General features: G+C 54.1%; 18 protein-coding genes. 14 read left to right on the top strand and 4 right to left on the bottom strand.

The annotated features are described in order from the left end of the window. Positions 1 to 61 precede the first annotated feature (61 nt). Entirely contained in the window at positions 62 to 487 is a 426-nt protein-coding gene (locus GGE09_RS16955) for a PACE efflux transporter (protein WP_309747355.1), read from the bottom strand. Positions 488 to 735: 248 nt separating this feature from the next. Here GGE09_RS16955 and GGE09_RS16960 point away from each other — a divergent pair, with 248 nt between their 5' ends. The 10 genes from GGE09_RS16960 to ilvD all read left to right on the top strand — a co-directional run bounded on the left by GGE09_RS16960 (position 736) and on the right by ilvD (position 11,407). Continuing rightward, positions 736 to 1,812 carry a hypothetical protein gene (locus GGE09_RS16960; protein ID WP_309747356.1) on the top strand — a complete coding sequence of 359 codons (1,077 nt, stop codon included), beginning with the start codon at positions 736 to 738 and terminating at the stop codon, positions 1,810 to 1,812. A 57-nt stretch (positions 1,813 to 1,869) separates the two neighbouring features. Further along, the gene (locus tag GGE09_RS16965; RefSeq protein ID WP_309747357.1) at positions 1,870 to 2,988 is read left to right on the top strand and encodes a hypothetical protein; all 1,119 of its coding nucleotides are present in this window, start codon (positions 1,870 to 1,872) and stop codon (positions 2,986 to 2,988) included. An 18-nt stretch (positions 2,989 to 3,006) separates the two neighbouring features. Then, entirely contained in the window at positions 3,007 to 4,953 is a 1,947-nt protein-coding gene (locus GGE09_RS16970) for an ATP-binding protein (RefSeq protein WP_309747358.1), read from the top strand. After that, positions 4,950 to 5,693, top strand: coding sequence for a hypothetical protein (locus GGE09_RS16975; RefSeq protein WP_309747359.1), 744 nt, complete (start codon positions 4,950 to 4,952; stop codon positions 5,691 to 5,693). Before GGE09_RS16970 ends, GGE09_RS16975 begins: the two co-directional genes overlap by 4 nt. Positions 5,694 to 5,796: 103 nt before the next feature. After that, on the top strand, positions 5,797 to 6,096 hold the full coding sequence (locus tag GGE09_RS16980) for a hypothetical protein (protein ID WP_309747360.1): 300 nt from the start codon (positions 5,797 to 5,799) through the stop codon (positions 6,094 to 6,096). 25 nt (positions 6,097 to 6,121) lie between these two features. Next, on the top strand, positions 6,122 to 7,531 hold the full coding sequence (locus tag GGE09_RS16985; protein ID WP_309747361.1) for a DUF6638 family protein: 1,410 nt from the start codon (positions 6,122 to 6,124) through the stop codon (positions 7,529 to 7,531). Positions 7,532 to 7,535: 4 nt separating this feature from the next. Beyond that, positions 7,536 to 7,805, top strand: coding sequence for a hypothetical protein (locus GGE09_RS16990; RefSeq protein ID WP_309747362.1), 270 nt, complete (start codon positions 7,536 to 7,538; stop codon positions 7,803 to 7,805). A 10-nt stretch (positions 7,806 to 7,815) separates the two neighbouring features. Then, entirely contained in the window at positions 7,816 to 8,487 is a 672-nt protein-coding gene (locus GGE09_RS16995) for a DUF1523 family protein (protein ID WP_309747363.1), read from the top strand. 45 nt (positions 8,488 to 8,532) lie between these two features. After that, a complete protein-coding gene (locus GGE09_RS17000) occupies positions 8,533 to 9,375 on the top strand; it encodes a TauD/TfdA family dioxygenase (protein ID WP_309747364.1) in 843 nt (280 codons plus the stop codon). Positions 9,376 to 9,568: 193 nt separating this feature from the next. Continuing rightward, a complete protein-coding gene (gene ilvD, locus GGE09_RS17005; protein ID WP_309747365.1) occupies positions 9,569 to 11,407 on the top strand; it encodes a dihydroxy-acid dehydratase in 1,839 nt (612 codons plus the stop codon). A gap of 122 nt (positions 11,408 to 11,529) precedes the next feature. On the opposite strand, the gene GGE09_RS17010 is transcribed toward ilvD, so the two are convergent. Next, positions 11,530 to 12,702, bottom strand: coding sequence for a M20 aminoacylase family protein (locus GGE09_RS17010; RefSeq protein WP_309747366.1), 1,173 nt, complete (start codon positions 12,700 to 12,702; stop codon positions 11,530 to 11,532). A gap of 11 nt (positions 12,703 to 12,713) precedes the next feature. Then, positions 12,714 to 13,868 (bottom strand): acetylornithine deacetylase, encoded by a 1,155-nt coding sequence (gene argE / locus GGE09_RS17015; protein WP_309747367.1) that lies wholly within the window; start codon positions 13,866 to 13,868, stop codon positions 12,714 to 12,716. Positions 13,869 to 14,278: 410 nt separating this feature from the next. Between argE and GGE09_RS17020 the strand changes: the two genes are divergently transcribed. From GGE09_RS17020 to GGE09_RS17035, 4 genes are all read left to right on the top strand, one after another. Then, positions 14,279 to 15,982 carry a peptide ABC transporter substrate-binding protein gene (locus GGE09_RS17020; protein ID WP_309747368.1) on the top strand — a complete coding sequence of 568 codons (1,704 nt, stop codon included), beginning with the start codon at positions 14,279 to 14,281 and terminating at the stop codon, positions 15,980 to 15,982. A gap of 88 nt (positions 15,983 to 16,070) precedes the next feature. Then, positions 16,071 to 17,108 (top strand): ABC transporter permease, encoded by a 1,038-nt coding sequence (locus GGE09_RS17025; protein WP_309747369.1) that lies wholly within the window; start codon positions 16,071 to 16,073, stop codon positions 17,106 to 17,108. Continuing rightward, positions 17,101 to 18,066: an ABC transporter permease gene (locus tag GGE09_RS17030; RefSeq protein ID WP_309747370.1), complete on the top strand. Its 966-nt coding sequence runs from the start codon at positions 17,101 to 17,103 to the stop codon at positions 18,064 to 18,066. The genes GGE09_RS17025 and GGE09_RS17030 overlap by 8 nt, the downstream gene beginning before the upstream one ends. A gap of 243 nt (positions 18,067 to 18,309) precedes the next feature. Next, complete coding sequence (locus tag GGE09_RS17035; RefSeq protein WP_309747371.1) at positions 18,310 to 18,504, top strand: hypothetical protein; 195 nt, start codon at positions 18,310 to 18,312, stop codon at positions 18,502 to 18,504. Positions 18,505 to 18,581: 77 nt separating this feature from the next. Here GGE09_RS17035 and GGE09_RS17040 read toward each other — a convergent pair whose 3' ends face one another. Next, positions 18,582 to 19,517 carry a DMT family transporter gene (locus GGE09_RS17040; protein WP_309747372.1) on the bottom strand — a complete coding sequence of 312 codons (936 nt, stop codon included), beginning with the start codon at positions 19,515 to 19,517 and terminating at the stop codon, positions 18,582 to 18,584. Positions 19,518 to 19,556 lie beyond the last annotated feature (39 nt).

Below are 19,556 nucleotides of genomic sequence, written 5' to 3' on the forward strand. Positions count from 1 at the left end.
TCGGAAACAGGGTTGTGCGTAGCAATACAGCAGGTCAGCCCCCGTATGAAGGGGCAATTATTCAGGCGCGCGTCTGGCGGGACGCGGGAAATACCCGATCGTAAATCCAGGTGAAGATGAAGGTGTAAATCATAAAGAACATGGCAAAGGACATATCATAGGCGAGTGCAGGCAGCAGGGTCAGTTCCAGCCACCACATCATAAAGGGCAGCATCAACAGCAGCATCGTTGCTTCAAACCCGACGGCATGAACCACGCGGGCGGGCAGGGATTTATCGGTGCTGTTGGTAAGCCGCAGCAAGGTCAAATCGAACCCCAGATTATAGGCATAGTTCCAGCCCGTGGCCACCAACGAGCCGACGATTGCCACCACGCCGATGTCTTTGAAGGTGAATCCCAAAAACAGCAGGCCAGTGGTGACCAGCAGGAAAAATGCAATAGCTTCAAACAGGATGGCCTGTCGTATTCGATCAAAAGGGGTGCGCATCGGGTTGCCCTTACAGATAAAAGGGTCGTCCCTTGTTGTACCTTGCAAAAGCAAGCCCGAAAGCGGGAGAGGTCGTCCTCTGGGTACGGATATAATCAGGTTGGCATCCTAGGGCAAGTCTGCGAAAAATGCGGGATCAGACGGTGGAAACGCTCGACAAGATCAAAAAACCGCCGCAAAACTATTATAATTGGCACTGGCATTGCTTAGGTGATGGGCGACAGTGATTTTAATTGAAAGGGTTGGATATGGCCGATTTTGACGCGCAGATCAGGGAATCTCAGGCACAGGTGGAGGCGGCGCAGTCCAAAATATCAGAGCTTTCGTCCAAACTGGCGGTTGCTCAGGACAAGATGAAAACAGGCTCGGATATTTCGATTGATATCGAAAATGCCACTTTGGATGATGTACACGCCCATTCCGATGCAATGAACGCGAATATTGCGGAATTGATCATGGGGCTGGATGATGTGACATCGGCGTTTTCGCAGGATTTTGACGCGATGCGGTCAAAAACCGGCTGGGAAACCTTTGTGGGCGTGTTTTCCAAGGGGCGGTCTGAAAGCCTGCGTCAGGAACGGATGCGCACGGCCAGTATCGACGATAAATTGCAGGATCTGATTGCCAAATCGGATGTGATTGTGAACCTGCTGCAGGGCCAGTTGGCGGTATTGAACGAGCATAAAACGCGGGTCGAAGGCAATTTGCAAGAAACCCTGTCCGAGCGCGAAGCAGTTGTTGGCGAGTTGGAACAGATCAAAGCGGATTTGCTGGCGATGGACCCGACAATCATTGAGCTGGAAAACAAAATCTCGGTGGAACAAGACGCGGCTGCCCGCACCAAGCTGGAAAGCGAACTGGCGGCGCTGAACGGTAAATACAACGAACTTGCGCAGGCCGAACAGGTGAAACTGGCTAACAGCCAGACGCTAGAACGCTATATTGAAAAGGGAAAATCCTGGGTGGATAGTCTGCAAAATCAGGCAGCGACCCAGATGGTTTTGATCAATAAGCTGCAAACAGACACCAAGCAGCGGGTGGTTCTGTATGATGCACTGACCAAATCTTTAAAGACGGCGCAGCAACAGGATGTGGCCCATAAAATCAACGAAATTGGCGTGCAAACCGACCAAGAGGCCCAAACAGCCATGGCGGCCATTGGGTCTGCCACCAACCAGCGCATGGCCGAGATGATGGAAAAGCACGAAGATCATATGGTGTTCGCCCGCAAGGTTCTGGAGGAAAAAGCCAAGTCGGACGAACGCTTTGCACGGCGCTTTGAAAAGATTGTCGAAAAGCACGACAAGAACCTGTATGGCGCTTGATTTTGGGGCATCTGGCATCCTGTATCTGGCATCGTGCGGCGGCTGTGGTAGGGCGAAATGACAACTGACCTGACGCTCGACCATCAATACCTTGAAGGCGCCGCCAAAACGCGGCGCTATTTCGCTAAATTTGAACGGATCATCGGGCATCTTGATGATGTAACCGAACTGACCATAGAAGACGGTCAAATCGGGCGTACGGAATCCAAAATCATCAAGACCTATTTGGGCCAGCTGAACCGCACGTTTACGGCCCTGTCCTATAAATACCTGATGACATGGCGGGTGTCAGGCGCGTTGCCAAATGGCATGGCGGTTGATCGCCAAGACAGCGGCTTTCCTGTGTTTCAGGAACTGCTGCAAATGGCCAATGACGCGTTGAATGTGGATCATCACCTCAAAACCTCATTGTCACCGGATGAAATTAAAAAGGCGATGGTCAAACACATTCTGAACGACCATTCCGACCCAACGGCCCTGCAGTATGCGTTGTCGCAACGACTGTATTATGAATGGCTGGCGGATCGGGATTTGTTCTTTGCGGGCAATGACCCACAGGCCATCTGGCGGGGCAATATTAATGATGACCGGCGGCGTTATCTGGTGCATTGGGCCAGTTATGACAGCCAGACCAACCTGCCTGCGATCTATCTGCTAGAGCTAGAGGATTCTGGCCGCACAGCGCTTGTGCAGGATGATCGGCGCTGGCCGCAAGTGCAGGCCCATCTGATGGCGCAGGCCGTATCGGGGCTGAAACTGGTGACAATCGGTGCCGGGTTTGATCAGGATTTCGACGACCTGCACCCCAAAAAACTGCGCCGCGTCCATATTGGCCCGATGTATTCCCACGCCTATACGGAACAAACCGGCCCTTTGCGTGAAATTCTGGCCGAAGCCTCGGGCGAGGAAGGGGTGGATTGGGCGCTGTCCTGGACGGTGGAAACCCTGTGGTCGAAAAAAGTCGGCGAAGAAAAAACCGGTTGGTTTTCTACCGCCGAGCGAGAGATTTTTAATCTGGATGATCGCGGCGAAGTGACGGGCGCAACCGATCAAACCCGCGCGCTGATCCTGCCCCAACGGGCCTATCAGGTGCTGAAAGACCGCGATCCTGTGGGCATGAAAAACATACGTAAATACGTTGTGGGCAAGAACGGGCGCGTGGCCAGTTACGTTTGATTAAAAAGGATATTTTAGATGGGTAAAACCGGCGATTTGATGGAATTGAAAGAGGAATTGATCCTCGGGAAATATAGCGCGGCGGTTGCCATGCTGGACGGGTTCGATCACACGCCCCGACTGGCCGCAAAACGGGAAACGGACGCGCCGCAGGAACGGTCCAGCGGCATCGGCACGCGGCGGCGGTTTCGTTCCACTACGCCGGGGCTGGTGACGCGCAGCACTGCGCGGCCCGAAGGCGTGCATCTGATCGACCGGATTGAGGGCGCGGATGAAAGCGATCCGTTAACGTCCCCAGTGCAGGCCAACGTGCTGCAATCCCTACGCCGCGCGCTGGCGGTGGCCTTTGTTGTGTCCGAACAATTTGCCGATCAGACGGGGTTGTCCGGGCTGCTAAAGGACAATCTGGCAGGGGGGCTGGCGTCTGCGAAAAAGACCGAATTCGGGGAATTGCTGGCAGCATCCGCCGCGATCAGCCTGCATGTTTTTGCCAATATGGCTGGCACTTTGGTAGCGTCATCAGCAGCGGCCGAAGGCGAAAGCACGGTTGAAATCGGCGAGGTTGAGGAAATCCTGACCGACAATCCGCAACTGGCCCTGCACGGCGCATTATGGGAGTTGGATCAAGACCTTGCGCTGTTTGCCAAGGATGAAGCAGGCGTTGTGCATGTGGTGCAGGCCTTTTGTGAAAAGCTGATGGAAAAGGTCGCGCTGCGGGCTGGCACGTTGCCACGGCTTGGCGCTTTTGAGTCCGTCAGCTACCGCGTTGAGGCCGATGATTTTGAAATCAACGGGTTCAGCGCCAGCCACAAGGCGAAATCCAGCAAGCTGACCATGACGTTCAAAAAACCGAACGAAGTGGTGGGCAATCATATCGCCAAATACCAGTCGATGAAGCTGGCAAAAATGCTGATGGCTTATGATTTTGATCGCAAGCTGAACCCTTTTGCGGAACTGGGCGGGTTTATCTTTACCTTTATGGGGGACGGCAAGCCCGGCACGGGGAAAACCACACTGATCCAGATGATGGCGGGGCTTATTAACGATTATTGCACCAATGCGGGCTATGCCTTTCGCTATCAGAATCTGTCGACCGATAGCATTGACAGTTATCAGGGAAAATCTGCGCAGAACGCAAAGGCGTTTATCAATAACGTGATCGACCAGAATGTGATCGGGTTCGGGACGATTGACGATATTGACCAACTGGCGGGTAAGCGGGGGGATCGGCAATCCTCTGCTGGGCAGTTGGAAATTACGGCTGTTCTGATGGAAAGCTTTGCGGGTGCCAATACGGTGGTGCGCGGGAATTGTACCTTTGGCATGTTTTCGAACTACCCCGAAAACGTGGACGATGCCCTGCGCCAGCGGGCTGGTGCGCGCTTTCTGGTAGACGGGCCACAGACGCAGGAAGATTATATCGACATTTTGCATCTGTTGATGGGCAAGAACCATAGCATCCCCACAGGCGACCACGAACTGTTCGCCGCCCAGCAGATCAAAAAAGCCGTGGCGGCAAGCTATGACAGCCATTCAAAACCCCATGAAGCGGGGCTGTTGAATGTGTTTGATAGGGTCAGCGCAGACATCGGCCGGCTGGATACTATCGCCAAAATGGGGGCCTATCTGAAAGGCATCCAAGAGGCGGATGAACGGTTCACAGGCCGCGCCATCAAGAACATCACTGACGCGGTCAAAGTGCGGGCGATGGATTTTGAACTGCCCGATGAATGGATGGAAAACACCGACCTGTTCATCACCAAAGATTACGACACCAAAAAGGCGATGATTTCCGAACTGGCCCAGCCGATCACCGTGGAAATGGTGATCCAGGAAATCAACCGCTACGCCGATAGCGAATTCCGCTACGCCGATAAATCCGATGAGATCGCAATCGTGAACATGGTGCGGGACTTTGGGCGGAATGAAGAGGCGAAGAAGCGGTATTTGGAGGGGCGGGGGTGAGTGCTACAATACCAATGTGGGCAACAGGACCCGCTGAAATTTTGCAACAGGCTTTAAACTTGATGGAGGAAAATACAGACGCCTCACGTAGAATTGCCATGATCCTAGTGGACAACGCAGTTGAACTCACATTGCACACTTACTTGACTTTACCAGAACGTGTAACGGCAGTTAAACTCACCAGAAGGCAGCGCGACGAGTATTGTAACAGTTTTCCGAACCTATTGGAGGGAATTGAGGCAGTTGCTAGTTCAAAAGTTGTTGGCTTGAATTTAGGAGAATTTGAGTGGTTTCACCGATTGCGTAACCGTCTGTATCACGAGGGAAACGGCCTAACGATCGAGAAACGGAAGGTCGAAGTGTACGCGGAGCTTTCTTTGACTTTGTTCAAAGCGCTGTTTGATTGCGAACTCGAACTTCTGACGTCTGAAAACAGTAGTGCCGCTTTGGTTGGTGAGTTTTTTGCGGATTGGATTTCTGTTGAACGTAATATTATTGAGGCGGCTGGTGGAGGAGAGAGAATTCCTCTTTCACAGGCTGTTGCAATACTCCGTAAAAGAGGTGAACTCACAGAGGCTGACTACTTGGCTTTGAAACAAGTACAGACAATTCGAAATGAGTTGGTTCATGGTGAGGCAGAGCCTGAAGAAATGCTACGACCTTCAAATATGAGTAAAGTAAAGAGCCTCGCCCTGTCTGTTGGAGAAGTTCTTGCTGGCATGCGTGTGGGTGTACCATGATGATCTATCGCTCGAACTTTCACATTCTTACGAGGGGTGTTCTGCGAACGAAGGAACGGCGGACGGCGCGTGGGAACCACGCACCCTACGGGGATGTGATTAAATGGGCCCAATGATCTTCGCCTTCTCCGTCATCTTCGGCGTCCTCTCCGGCTGGACGGGCGCGGTCATAGCCGCTCGACTGCGCGGCCGGCTGGCGGCCTTGCTCGGCCTTATGGTATCAGCAACCGCAATGGCTGTGTTTATCGCGATCCAGCTGGGGCTTTTGAACTTTCTGGGCGGCGAAAATGGTCTGGACCAGCTATTGGTCACGGGCGCGATCCTTGTCGCTGTGTTAAGCTGGATTTGGGGCCCTGCGTTCGGGCTGTTTTATTGGCGCATGGTGCGGGGGCGGGATTTGTGATGTTTGTATGGTGGAGTAGCCTGCGATGATGCGACTTGTGCGCCGTGGTTTGATGTATGGCAACTTGTTCGAGGTGCGTTCGGCCACGTTGGTGGAACGATATAACCGTGCGCTTGAACATCTGACGGGGCGGCGCACGGCGTTGACGGATTTTCATCTGGATATTTCGGGCTATTCGCCTGAAATCGGCGATGAACTGGGCGATGATCTGTATCTGAACCCCAACGGCTGTAATCGCCAGTTTATCCTGCTGTCCACCGACCAGAAAACCGCGCCTTTGCTGAATGCCAAGTTTTCCACCTCGCGCAGTATTTTGCGCCGTTGGATGGATGAAAACGAGGCGCAGTTGTTTGCCCTGACTGCCAAAGATGCGGTGGCGGGGGAGTTGGTGAACTCGGTCTTTGCGGTGGACACGCCCAATGATCTGCTGGCCATTCGACGGATAGAGGTGGAAGCCGACACCACACAATCCACCGTTGAGGATGGCAAAATCCTGCGGGGTAAGATTGAACGTTTCATCACTGAAGAGGACGCGTGGTGGGATGACGTGCTGATCGCCGAAATGATCGAAATAGGCAAGCGCACGGGTGACATCACGCGCAATCCTGTGGTGTTTACCCATAACAGTTTTGAGCAGAAAAACTTCTATACCTCACATTTTGGTGGGCTTTATGTGTTCCGTGATCTGTCAGAAGCGGCGGTAATTTCTACCCGTGAAATGGACGACGTGGATGATTGGGATGTTGAATATGTGATGGATTTCAGTCAGCGCAACGATATTGCCACCTTCCTTGCGGCCAATAATCTGGTGGAGCCGATTACATCGGCGCGGGGGCGCGATGTGGCGGCGATCTTGCAGCAAAAGCTGGATTTCATCGTGGTGGATACCGCAGCTGAACTGGGTGAAAGTTTCGACAAACCGGATCGACGCGCCTTGCGGCAGCTGGCACGGCGCAATCTGAAACATCTGCCCAAGGAATACGAAGGCCTGTATCGTCTGTGGCAATGGTCGCGCGGGCAGGGGGAGTGGCCGCGCATCACGTCCGAACATCCGGCGTATTTTTATACGCTGCGGTCGGGCAATCACGCGGATAAAGATCTGGTGAATATGCTGTTGGCGGAACTGGCGCCATTGGATGTGCGCCAATTGTTCATCTGCCATAAAGAGGCGTTCTACACTGCCTATCGCGGTTGGTCGGATGCCAAGAAAGAGTATGTGGCGGATTATCTTGCCAGTGAATATATGGTAGATAAGGCGGGCGCGCGCGAAGAACTGTTCGGGTTCGAACCCGGGATGGAAGAGCCCGCTTTGCGCCCGGAACAGAACAAACGCAAGCCCGTTGGCCAACCTTGGGGGCGCAGCAGAACTGAAGACGATGATGATGATGATCTGGTGCGGCGGGTCGGCCCTTGGGGGGCCATAAAGCAAAGGTAGAACAATGTTCGGATGGGTAAGATTGAGCGTGATCGGGTTGTTTTTCCTGACCATCGTCTACATCTGTTTGTCATGGTATTCCCGTTCCGTTCGGCGCGAGAGACTGGAAAAGCAGTTCGACGAAGGCTCGGAACATCCAGGGCCCCGCGAACAGTTTATCGAAGACGGGCTGAAAGCCTATGAGGGGTCATTGCGGCGCAAGTTGATTTGGGGTGTTTATGTCATTCCGGTTATTCTGGTGGTTGTTATGATCTATGTGACCAATTTTATGTAAGGACGACGGTATGCGCTGGTTCAAATGGGGTTTCTGGGTAGTTCTGATCGCACTGGTCTTTGCCTTTTGTCATTACACGTTGCCGCAACGGGATATCGTGCGGGTGACGGGCACGGAAATCATCCGGCAGGATTTTTCGAAATGGAACCGGATTTTCTATGCCCAGACAGATAGTGGCAACAACGAGGGCGTGAATCGCGATTTGCGGTTGATTAACACGTCTTATCCCGATGGCAGTGTCATGGTGTTTCGCAATGAAGACACGGGTTTTGGCTGGCCTTGGTATTTCAAGCTGGACAGTTCCAATCTGCAGGCCGAAGCGGCTGACAAGATTTCAACCCGCGCAGCACCGGAATGGGTGGCGATCAAACACTATGGTTGGCGCAATGAATTCTTGTCGATCTATCCCAACGCGGTGACAATCTGGGATGTGTCGGGGCCAGACGCCAGAATTATCCCTTGGTCGAATATCATAATCTATATTGTACTGGCGTTAATAATGCTGGGATTTTATCGGCTGGTCCAGCGGTTCAAACGGCGCAAGATTGATCCGGCTATTGCCCAGATGGAACAGAAATGGGACGCAGTCGAGGCCCGCGCCGCTGAAGCAGGGGATGAAATGGACCGCGCCCGTGGGGGTGTTCTGGCGTGGTTTAAAAAATGGTTTGGCGCATCCAAGTAACAACAGGGCCAAGTAACACCGCATCCAAACAACAAGGAGACAGCCATGCATCTGGATAAACTGACAGGGTTAATGGGGGCGGAAATATCCGGCATTGATCTGAAAAACCCGATTTCAGACAGTGATGCCAGCCAGTTACGCGCTGCACTGGACGCCCACCAGATGATCGTTCTGCGCGGACAGTTCCTGTCTATTGCCGACCAGAAACGCCTTAACGCCGTGTTTGGTCCGCTGATGCAACTGCCTTACGTAACGCCTATGGCCGACGATCCGGATGTGATCGCTGTGCTCAAAGAAGCAGATGAACAAAACACAGGCGTTTTTGGCGGGGAGTGGCATTCCGATTTCAGTTTCTTGGAAAACCCGCCTGCAGGATCCGTGCTGAACGCCGTTGAAATCCCCGATGTGGGGGGAGATACGGTCTGGTCCTCTCAAGTGGCCGCCTATGCCTCTTTGCCTGCCGATCTAAAGGCAATCATCGACGGGCGCAAAGCCGTGCATGTGGGGAAACCTTATGGCGTGAAACACGCGCCCCCGAAGGAGTCCCGCTCGGGTGCGTCCATCCAGATGGTGCGCGGTGATCCCAAAGCCGACGCCGAGACCTTTCACCCCGCCGTTGTAACAGGGGCCGACGGGCGCAAAGCCCTGTTCGTCAACCCGATCTACACCACCCGACTGGACGGCATGACAGTTTCCGAAAGCACCCCGATCCTAGAAGCACTTTACAAACACGCCGCGCGTCCCGATTTTTCCTGCCGCCTGAAATGGCAGGCAGGAGATGTGGCCGTCTGGGACAACCGGATGAGCCTGCATTACGCCACCAATGATTATGATGGCGTGCGCCGGTTGCTTTACCGCACCACCTATGCTGGCACCCGTCCAGTCTGACGCATTGTGGCGCTTTGAGTATTTAGGGAACATTGAAGCCATGAGAGAGCTGTTACGGCTTTTTTGTTTGTTCAATATCCCCGCCGGAGGCATTTGAAATTCCCCTGCGCTATAACAGACCGTGGGGCTGGCAATTCTTCACGCCATAGGGCAAAACGTGATGGAAAAACAGATTTCCTGCGAGGGCTTACCTATGATTCCATATCGTTCAAGAACTTCTACCCATGGCCGTAATATGGCAGGCGCCCGTGGCCTGTGGCGCGCTACAGGCATGACTGACAGCGATTTTGGAAAGCCGATTATTGCTGTGGTGAACTCATTCACCCAGTTTGTTCCGGGCCACGTACACCTTAAAGATTTGGGCGGTTTGGTTGCCAGCGAGATTGAAGCCGCGGGTGGTGTTGCCAAAGAATTCAACACCATCGCCGTGGATGACGGCATTGCTATGGGCCATGACGGGATGCTCTATTCCCTCCCTAGCCGCGAAGTGATTGCCGATAGTGTGGAATATATGGTCAACGCCCATTGCGCCGATGCCATGGTCTGTATTTCCAACTGTGACAAGATCACGCCCGGCATGATGATGGCGGCGTTGCGGCTGGATATTCCGGTTGTGTTTGTTTCTGGCGGGCCGATGGAGGCTGGTAAAGTCGATATCGACGGGGAATTGCAGGCGATTGATCTGGTGGATGCCATGATGCAAGCGGCAAATCCTGATCGCACAGACGAAGAAGTGCTGGCTATCGAAGAAAGCGCCTGCCCGACCTGCGGATCCTGTTCTGGTATGTTCACGGCGAACTCCATGAACTGCTTGGCCGAAGCCTTGGGCCTGGCCCTGCCTGGCAACGGTTCGACACTGGCGACCCACTCGGATCGGGAAATGCTGTTCCGCAAGGCGGGGCGTTTGATTGTTGATCTGACCAAAGATTACTACGTCAACGGCAACAAAGCAGTTTCGGCCCGTGGCATTGCGACCAAAGCCGCTTTCGAAAATGCGATGCGTATGGACATCACTATGGGCGGGTCGACAAATACGATCCTGCACCTTTTGGCGATGGCGCAAGAGGCCGAAGTGGACTTCACCGTCGATGACATTGACCGGCTCAGCCGCAACACACCGTGTTTGTGCAAAGTTGCCCCTGCCGTGGCCAATGTTCACATGGAAGACGTACACCGTGCTGGCGGGATTTTTGCCCTGCTGGGTGAGATGAACCGCGCAGGGTTGCTCGATACATCGGCGGCCACAATCCACGCGCCTACTCTTGGGGATGCAATTGCCAAATGGGATGTTCGCACATCAAACGACGAAGACGTGCACAGCTTGTTTCTGGCGGCACCCGGGGGCGTTCGCACAACACAGGCCTTCAGCCAGTCCCGCCGCTATAAAGAGCTGGATTTGGACCGTGAAAACGGTGTGATCCGCGAAATGAAACATGCCCATTCTACCGAGGGTGGCTTGGCGGTTCTGTTTGGCAACATCAGCCAGGAAGGCTGTGTGGTTAAAACAGCTGGCGTGGATGACAGCATCCTGAAATTCAATGGCCGCGCGGTCATTTGTGAAAGTCAGGAAGAGGCCGTGAACCGCATTCTGGGCAAAGAAGTCAAAGAAGGTGACGTGGTTGTGATCCGCTACGAGGGGCCTCGGGGCGGGCCGGGAATGCAGGAAATGCTCTATCCGACCACCTATCTGAAATCCATGAAACTGGGCAAAGCCTGTGCATTGATCACGGATGGGCGTTTTTCCGGCGGCACATCGGGCCTGTCCATCGGTCACGTTAGCCCCGAAGCGGCTGAGGGTGGTAACATCGGTCTGATCGAAGAAGGCGATATCATCGAGATTGATATCCCGAACCGCACAATGAATGTGAAATTGACAGATGAAGTTCTGGCAGAACGTCGCGCGGCGATGGATGCACGGGAAAACCCTTGGGCGCCTGCTGAACCGCGCAAACGCAAAGTCAGCCGTGCGCTGCGGGTTTATGCGGCCAATGTGGGTAACGCCAGTCAGGGCGCTGTGCGTCTGGAACCTTAATTTTCCGAGTATTTTTAGAACATTGAAGGCCCGCAGGATTATCACTCCCTGCGGGCCTTCTTCTTTCCTGAAATATCCCCGCCGGAGGCCGTTAAGGCTGCGGCGGGGATTTTCTGTGCAGGTTATGCGGCAGGCATGCCCTGTTCGATGATGTTCGCCCAAAGGGAGCAGCCGGTTGGGATTGCGTCATCGTTGAAGTTGTATTCGGGGTGATGCACCATAGCGCCGTCGCCGTTACCGCATAGAATATAGGCTCCGGGGCGGGATTCTAGCATGAAAGCGAAATCCTCGCCGCCCATGGTGGGTTCCATGTTGGTGTTTACGTTGTGATCACCGACCACGGATTTTGCCACATCTCCCATAAAGACAGTTTGGTCTTCATGGTTGACCATCACGGGGTAGTTGCGCTCGTAGGTCACTTGGGCGGTTGCGCCAAAGGCGGCGGCGGTGTTTTCGGCGATGCGCTTGATCTGCTCTTCGGCCATGTCACGCACGGCAGGGGACAGGGTGCGCACAGTGCCTTTCAGTTCCACCCGTTCAGGGATCACGTTGAAGGCTTTGCTTTCGGTTTCAAAGCTGGTGACGGATACAACTACGGATTCCAGCGGGTCAGCCACCCGTGAAGCGATGGTTTGCAATGCGATGACGATGTGAGAGGCCACGACAGTGGTGTCGATCCCGTCATGGGGTTTGGCGGCATGGGCACCTTTGCCTGTAACGTCGATTTTTATCAGATCAGCGGCGGCAAAAAACGAGCCCGGGCGGATGCCGAACTGGCCTACAGGGACGCCCGGCCAATTGTGCATGCCATAGACTTCCTGAATGCCAAAATCGTCCATCATGCCTTCATCGACCATTTCACGACCACCGCCGCCGCCTTCTTCGGCTGGCTGAAAGATCACCACCGCGGTGCCGTCAAAGTTGCGGGTTTCGCACAGGTATTGCGCAGCGCCCAGCAGCATGGCGGTATGGCCGTCATGGCCGCAGGCGTGCATCTTGCCTTCGGACTTTGACGCATATTCAAGGCCGGTTGCTTCATAGATCGGCAGGGCGTCCATATCTGCGCGCAGCCCGATAACCTTGCCGGATGTGTTTTGTTTGCCTTTGATCACCGCCACAACGCCGGTTTGGCCGATGCCGGTTTTCACCTCGTCACAGCCCCATTCGCGCAGTTTGTCGGCGACGATACCTGCGGTGCGGTGGCAGTCGAATTGCAGTTCCGGATTTTCGTGCAGATCACGGCGAATGGCGGTGAGTTCGGCGTGGGTTTCGGCGAAACGGTTGATCAGGGGCATGGAGAGGGTCCTTATGAAAGTGCTGAAATCAGGTCGCGCATGAAAACGCCGCCCCGATTATATTGCTCGATGGTGATGTATTCGTCCGCTTGATGGGCTTGCTCGATAGAGCCCGGGCCGCAGATGACGGTCGAAATCTGCTCGGTCTGGAAATGGCCTGCTTCGGTGCCATAGCTGACCACGTTGATGGAATTATCCCCGGTCAGGCGACGGACCAGCGACTCGGCGGCACCATCGTCTTCGGGTTTCAGACCCGGCACGTCAAAACGTTGGGTGACCTTTATACCTGCTTCGGGACGGATGGCTTTGATTTTGGCGTCCAGTTCGGCGGCGAATGCCAGATATTCGGCGGCAGCTTGCTGGGAATCCTCATTGGGCAGCAGGCGAAAATCATTAATGAAGGTGCAGGATTTTGCGGTGATGTTGCTGGCCGTGCCCCCTTGGATCGTGCCCACATGGTAGGTCGAGAAAGGGGGATCAAAGGTGCAGTCGGGGTCTTGGGCCGCGACCGCTTGTGCGTTTTTGTGATTGTGCCATTCCACCAATGTGGCAGCGGTCATCACCGCAGATACGCCTGTATGGGCCAATGAGGAATGGACCTCATAGCCCGTGACTTCATTATCAAACCCGATCCCGCCTTTATGCCCTGTGACCGCTTTCATCATTGACGGTTCGCCAACGATACACAGTGCGGCTTTGGGCATTTTACCGGCCAGTTCCTTAACCATAGGAATGACGCCTTCGCAGCCCACTTCTTCGTCAAAGCTCAGGGCCAGTTGGATCGGGGTTTTCAGATTTGCGGCAAGCATGTGGGGGACATGGGCTAGTGCGATAGCAAGGAAACCTTTCATATCGCAGGTGCCGCGCCCGTAATATTTGCCGTCTTTTTCCACCACAGTGAAGGGATCGCTGGACCAGTTTTGTCCGACAACAGGTACCACATCTGTGTGGCCTGACAGAATCACCCCCCCTGTAACCATCGGGCCGATATGGGCGTAAAGACTGGCTTTATCCCCGTCGTCATTGGGAACCAGCGTGCTGTCCACCCCGTGGGAGGTCAGATAATCCTGAACAAACTGGATCAATGGCAGGTTAGAGCGGTGTGAAACCGTGTCAAACCCGACCAGTTTTTCGAGCATCTCCAGCGGCGTATAGGTGTCAGCCATGTCTTGTCCGTTCATTGGTAGCCAAGCGGTAAGGGGGTGATGATCGGCGGAGTTTGGGAAGCTGCGGGCAAGGCGTCAAGCGCAAAACATTTGGATGTGCTGCAGGCCCGCGCAGAAGAGTCGTAAAATTAGGCACTTGGGGAGCCGAAAGAAAAAACGTTGTGAAATAAGAATTTATCGGTTTAGTCTCTGGGATGGTCTGCGTTTTCGGAATCGGTTTCGGGAACAATACGTGTCAGGAGAAACTGTTGCCAAACCCAAGCGTGATTTGCACAAGTCGGTTTAGACGACCAAATCAGCGGCAGGTTTTTGCCAAAACAGTCCTTGCTCTGGCGGTTCATTCTGCCGGTTGCACGCAAAAAACGCATCGTATCCGGGCCTAAAACACAACAATTGGGAGTTAACGAACTATGAAATTCAAATCATTGACTGTTGGGAGTGTGCTTGCACTGTCGATGGCGACCATGGGTCAAGCAGAGCGCGGCTCTGACGGGCATGTGAACGTTATCTATTGGCAAGCTCCGTCGATTTTGAACCCGTTCCTGTCGGGCGGCACCAAAGACGTGGAATCCTCGTCGCTGGTGATTGAACCGCTGGGCCGCTATGACCAAGATGGCGCTTTGGTACCTTATCTGGCGCAGGAAATTCCGACCGTTGCCAATGGCGGCGTAAGCGAAGACCTGACCTCGATCACATGGAAGCTGAAAGAAGGCTTGATGTGGTCTGACGGAACACCTGTCACGTCGGCGGATGTTAAGTTCACTGCTGAATATTGTATGCACCCCGAAGGCGGTTGCGCGCAGGCCACGTTCTTTGACGGTGTTGTATCTGTCGAAGCTGTGGACGAACTGACCACAAAGGTGACGTTTAACCAGCCCAAGCCAAACCCGTATGGCCCGTTCATGGGCGGCCAATCCCCGATCATTCAAGCGGCGCAATTTGCCGATTGTCTGGGGGCCAAAGCGCCTGAATGTACCGAAGCAAACTTCAGCCCAATCGGAACTGGTCCTTTCCGTGTTGTGGATTTCCGTCCAAATGACGTGATCCAGATGGAAGCAAACCCCCATTACCGTGACGCGGCCAAACCAGCGTTTGCGACATTGACCCTGAAAGGCGGCGGCGATGCTGCGGCTGCGGGGCGTGCGGTTATGGAAACAGGCGAATTTGATTATGCTTGGAACCTGCAACTGGCACCTGATGTGATTGCCAAAATGGCCGAAGGTGGCAAGGGTAAACCAATCGCTGCATTCGGGTCCTTGGTTGAACGGATCGAAATGAACCTGACCGACCCATCCCCAGAACTGGATGCGGACACACGCTCTACCCGTAAGGCGCCACACCCGATCCTGTCAGACGTAAACGTGCGCAAAGCGCTGTCCATGGCCATTGACCGTGAATTGCTGGTCGAAGTGGGCTACGGCCAAGCGGGTCGTCCGACCTGTAACCTTGTGCCTGCACCCAAAGTCTTTGCGTCCCCGAACACGGATTGTATGACACAAGACATCGAAGGGGCCAAAGCCCTGCTCGAAGGCGCAGGCTGGACAGATACCGATGGCGACGGCGTACGGGATCGGGACGGCAAGAAACTTGCGATCCTGTTCCAGTCTTCGACAAATGCTGTACGTCAGGATTTCCAAGCGCTGATCAAACAGTGGTGGTCTGAAATCGGTGTTGAAACCGAATTGCGCAACGTGGATTCATCCGTGTTCTTTGGCGGTGATCCGGGTTCCCCTGACACATTCCAAAAGTTCTATGCGGACGTGGAAATGTACGCGAACAACTTTAACGGCACAGACCCGCAGCAATATCTGGCGGCCTATCGGTGTAACGGCGAACCGCGCCCCGAAAGCCAGTGGCAGGGTGAAAACATCAACCGCTTCTGTGATCCGGCCTATGATGCGCTGATCGACAAACTGGCCAATACCGGTGATCTGAACGAGCGTGGCAAAATCGGCATTCAAATGAATGAAATGCTGACCAAAGACACTTACACCATCGTTCCTTTGGTGGATCGTGGCCGTGTATCTGCCCATTCCAATACTTTGGGCGGCGTTGTGCTGAACACATGGGACAGCGAGCTGTGGAATGCAGCTGACTGGTTCCGCGTCAAGTAAACCTCTAGACCCCGCGCGCCCTGGATCTGATCTGGGGCGCGCGTGCGGCTCTTTGGTTCGACACTCGAAGATCTAAACCGAGGCGTTCATGCTTACATATACGATCCGTCGTTTGCTTTTTTCGATCCCGACTCTTCTGTTTATCTCTTTGATTATCTTTCTTTTGTTGGAACTGGCGCCCGGAGACCCGATGGCGCAGGTTCCGCTGACCGTTCCCCCTGAAGTGAAACAAAAAATGCGTGAAGCCCTTGGCTTGGGCGAACCGATTCACGTGCGCTATGTCAAATGGCTGATCCAGTTTTTCTGGGTGGAACCGCAGGTGTTCATAGACTGGTTGACGCGGGATACGTGGATGTTCGGCTGGCTGCCAGACACCCATTTTGCTGCGGATAAGCTGCGGGTGATCAGCTGGCAGACACGTTCGCCCGTGATGGATATTGTGATCCAGCGCATCCCGCAAACCCTGTGGGTGGTGGGGCTGGCTTATGTGGTTGGTATCCTGATTGCGCTGCCCATCGGCATCTATTCCGCCTACCGTCAGTATTCTGTGTTTGATCAGGCGGGTACTTTTGTGACGATGATCGGCTTTTCCATACCGCCGTTTTTCACAGGACCGCTGTTGATTGTGGTGTTTGCTGTGGGGCTGGGCTGGTTCCCGTCGATCTATGATACCACTTTGGTGGTGAATGACTGGGCGTCATTCAAGATACAACTGCAACAGATGATCATGCCGGTGATGGTGCTGGCGCTGCAAACCACGGCGCAGATCAGCCGGTTTATGCGCTCTTCCATGTTGGATAACCTTAATCAGGACTACGTTCGCACCGCGCGGGCCAAGGGGCTTAAGGAAAGCGTGGTGGTTATGGTGCATGTGCTGCGCAACTCGATGATCCCTGTGGTCACGGTGATAGCACTGGGGATTCCGGCGATCTTTGGCGGCGCGATCATCACCGAAAATGTGTTCAAAGTGAACGGGGTCGGGCAGTTGTTGCTAACAGCGCTATTCGCCAATGATCTACCTATGGTGCAAACCCTGACCTTCATCTTTGCGCTGCTGATTGTGGTGTTCAACCTGATCGCAGATGTTCTTTACGGCCTGCTAGACCCGAGGATCCGCTATGACTGATCAATCCACGACCCCTGCGTCCTTCGAGCCAATCCCCACCGCTCCGCCGCGCAGCCAATGGGCTGACGTGTGGCGCCAATTCCGCCGCCACAAAGGCGCGTTGTTTGGTGGCGGTTTTTTGTTGTTCATCACACTGGCCGTGCTGCTGGGCCCCTATATCTGGACAGTGGATCCGCAAAAATTGAACATCCGTTTTAAGGATATTCGCCCGATCTACACCGCCCTTTGGGACGGGGATGCCAAGGTGAATTGGACCTTCCCATTGGGATCAGACAATTTGGGCCGCGATATTCTGGCCAATATGCTGTCAGGCGGGCGGGCCTCTATGGCGGTGGGCTGGGCAGCTATGCTGATTTCGGTGGTGATTGGCACGGTGATCGGTGTGGTTGCAGGCTATTTCAAAAAAGTAGACGGTCTGTTCATGCGGTTCACTGATCTGGTCTTGTCCCTGCCCATCTTGCCCTTGCTGCTGGTGGCCGTGACCCTGTTTCGCCAACCCCTGCGTAAAAACTTCGGGCCGGAAACTGGCATGTTCATCCTGATCGTTGCCATCATCGGTATCACCAGCTGGATGCAAACCGCCCGTATTGTGCGCGGTGAAGTGCTGGCTCTGAAAGAACGCGAGTTCATTCTGGCCGCCCGTTCCATCGGCACCAAACCCTTGCAGATCATCACCCGCCACCTTTTGCCCAACGTCCTGTCGCCGATCATGGTCTCGGCTACATTGGGGCTGGCCACTGCCATCATCACAGAAAGTGCCTTGTCTTTCTTAGGGGTCGGATTTCCGTCTGATTTCCCCACATGGGGCAAATTGTTGTCGGATGCTGTCCCGCGCATGGAACAATTCCCCGAGCGGGTTGTTCTGCCGGGATTGATGATTTCGCTGACCGTTCTGTCTGTGAACTACATCGGCGACGGATTACGCGACGCTTTGGACCCGCGTATTCGCGGACGTTAGGGATTCCGAGTATTTAGAGAACATTGAAGGCTTGGCGGGGAGTGACCTTGCTGAGCCTTTTTGTTTTCTAAATATCCACTCTTTTTTGCAGCGCTGAGAGTTCCCCTGCGGTTTGAACACAATTTACCCACTATTGATCATAAAAACGTCTAAAATTCGTCCCGCATACGCCCGTTTCAAAACCGATACGGTGGGGGACAGAGTGAAGGCTTTGTCGTGTTAGTGTAAAGTCGAGGTGTTTTAATGAGTAATTCTCCCCTACGTCTGGAAGCAGACATGATGACGAACGTTGTTATCTCCGCGGTGGAAACAGCATCAGAGCGCGTATATTCTTTGATCGGCTACCCCACGCCCACAGTTGTGGCGCGGCTAAAGCAAACACCGTTACGGTTTTCGTTGAAAGAGCAGCCCCTGCGTAAAATTCGGGTTGCGGCTTAAACGAAAGAAGCGCGCGCAAGGCGCGGGTCTAGGGTCCGAGTGTGTGACCCGATCGGAAAGGGCAGAAAGCCCGCCGATTAGCTGCCGTTCTTCTTTGCCCGTTCCCGTTGGGCTATATAAAGTGTCGAAGACACAATAACCGCCGCACCGATCAAAGTGGGTGTGTCGATGGTTTCCGCAAAAAATAAATACCCCGCCGTTCCGATAAACACCAACCGCAGATATGTGACAGGGGTGAGCAGGGCGGCGTCAGCGTAGCGATAGGCCTCGATATCGGCAATGCCGCGAATGGATCCGGTGATAACCAGACCGAACAATGCAATCCAGGTCAGAGAAAACTCGGGCATGGTGAAGGCAGGGGCGGCGATCGGCAGCGATACGATTGCCATAATCACTACAGATGACAGATAGGTGGAAGTGGGACCATCCGCCTTGGCTAGGTTCCGAGACATAGTAAGGGCCGAGGCAAAGATCAGAGAACTGAGGATCGCTGTGATCAGCCCCAGTTCCAAGGCGTCAAAGCCGGGTCGCAGGATGATCAGAGTGCCTGCAAACCCTGCAAAAATAGCCCCGATCCGCCGTGGGCCAATGGATTCTCCGTGGATGAATACCGCCAGAATGGTGGCGAATATTGGTGCGGTGAAAAACAGAACAGTGGTGGTGGCCAGTGGTATGGTTGCAATTGTGTAAAACCCCAGATGGGTTGAAACTGTTATCAGGATGCCGCGAAACAGGTGAGACCAGGGTTTTGAAAACTGGATGCTGCCGCGCATTTTAGTCGAAGCGGCCAGCATCCCCAACAACAGCGCCAGAGTCAGCAAGCCGCGCATCAGAACCACAGCGCGGCTGTCTAATTCCAGTGTGGCATAGCGGGTAGCGATGGTCATGGCCGAGGACGACAGCACAGAAAGCATCATCCATTTCAGCCCGCGCCAGTTGTCTCGTTCATCGCTGGGGGCCACGGGCATTGGGGAGGGACCGGGCCCGATGATGAAGTTATTGCGATTGCCCATGTCTTGTGTCTTTCAATTCTATTGGCTTTGTCTGATCTG

This window comes from Roseobacter sp. N2S (assembly GCF_031454055.1).
Lineage (GTDB): Bacteria > Pseudomonadota > Alphaproteobacteria > Rhodobacterales > Rhodobacteraceae > Amylibacter.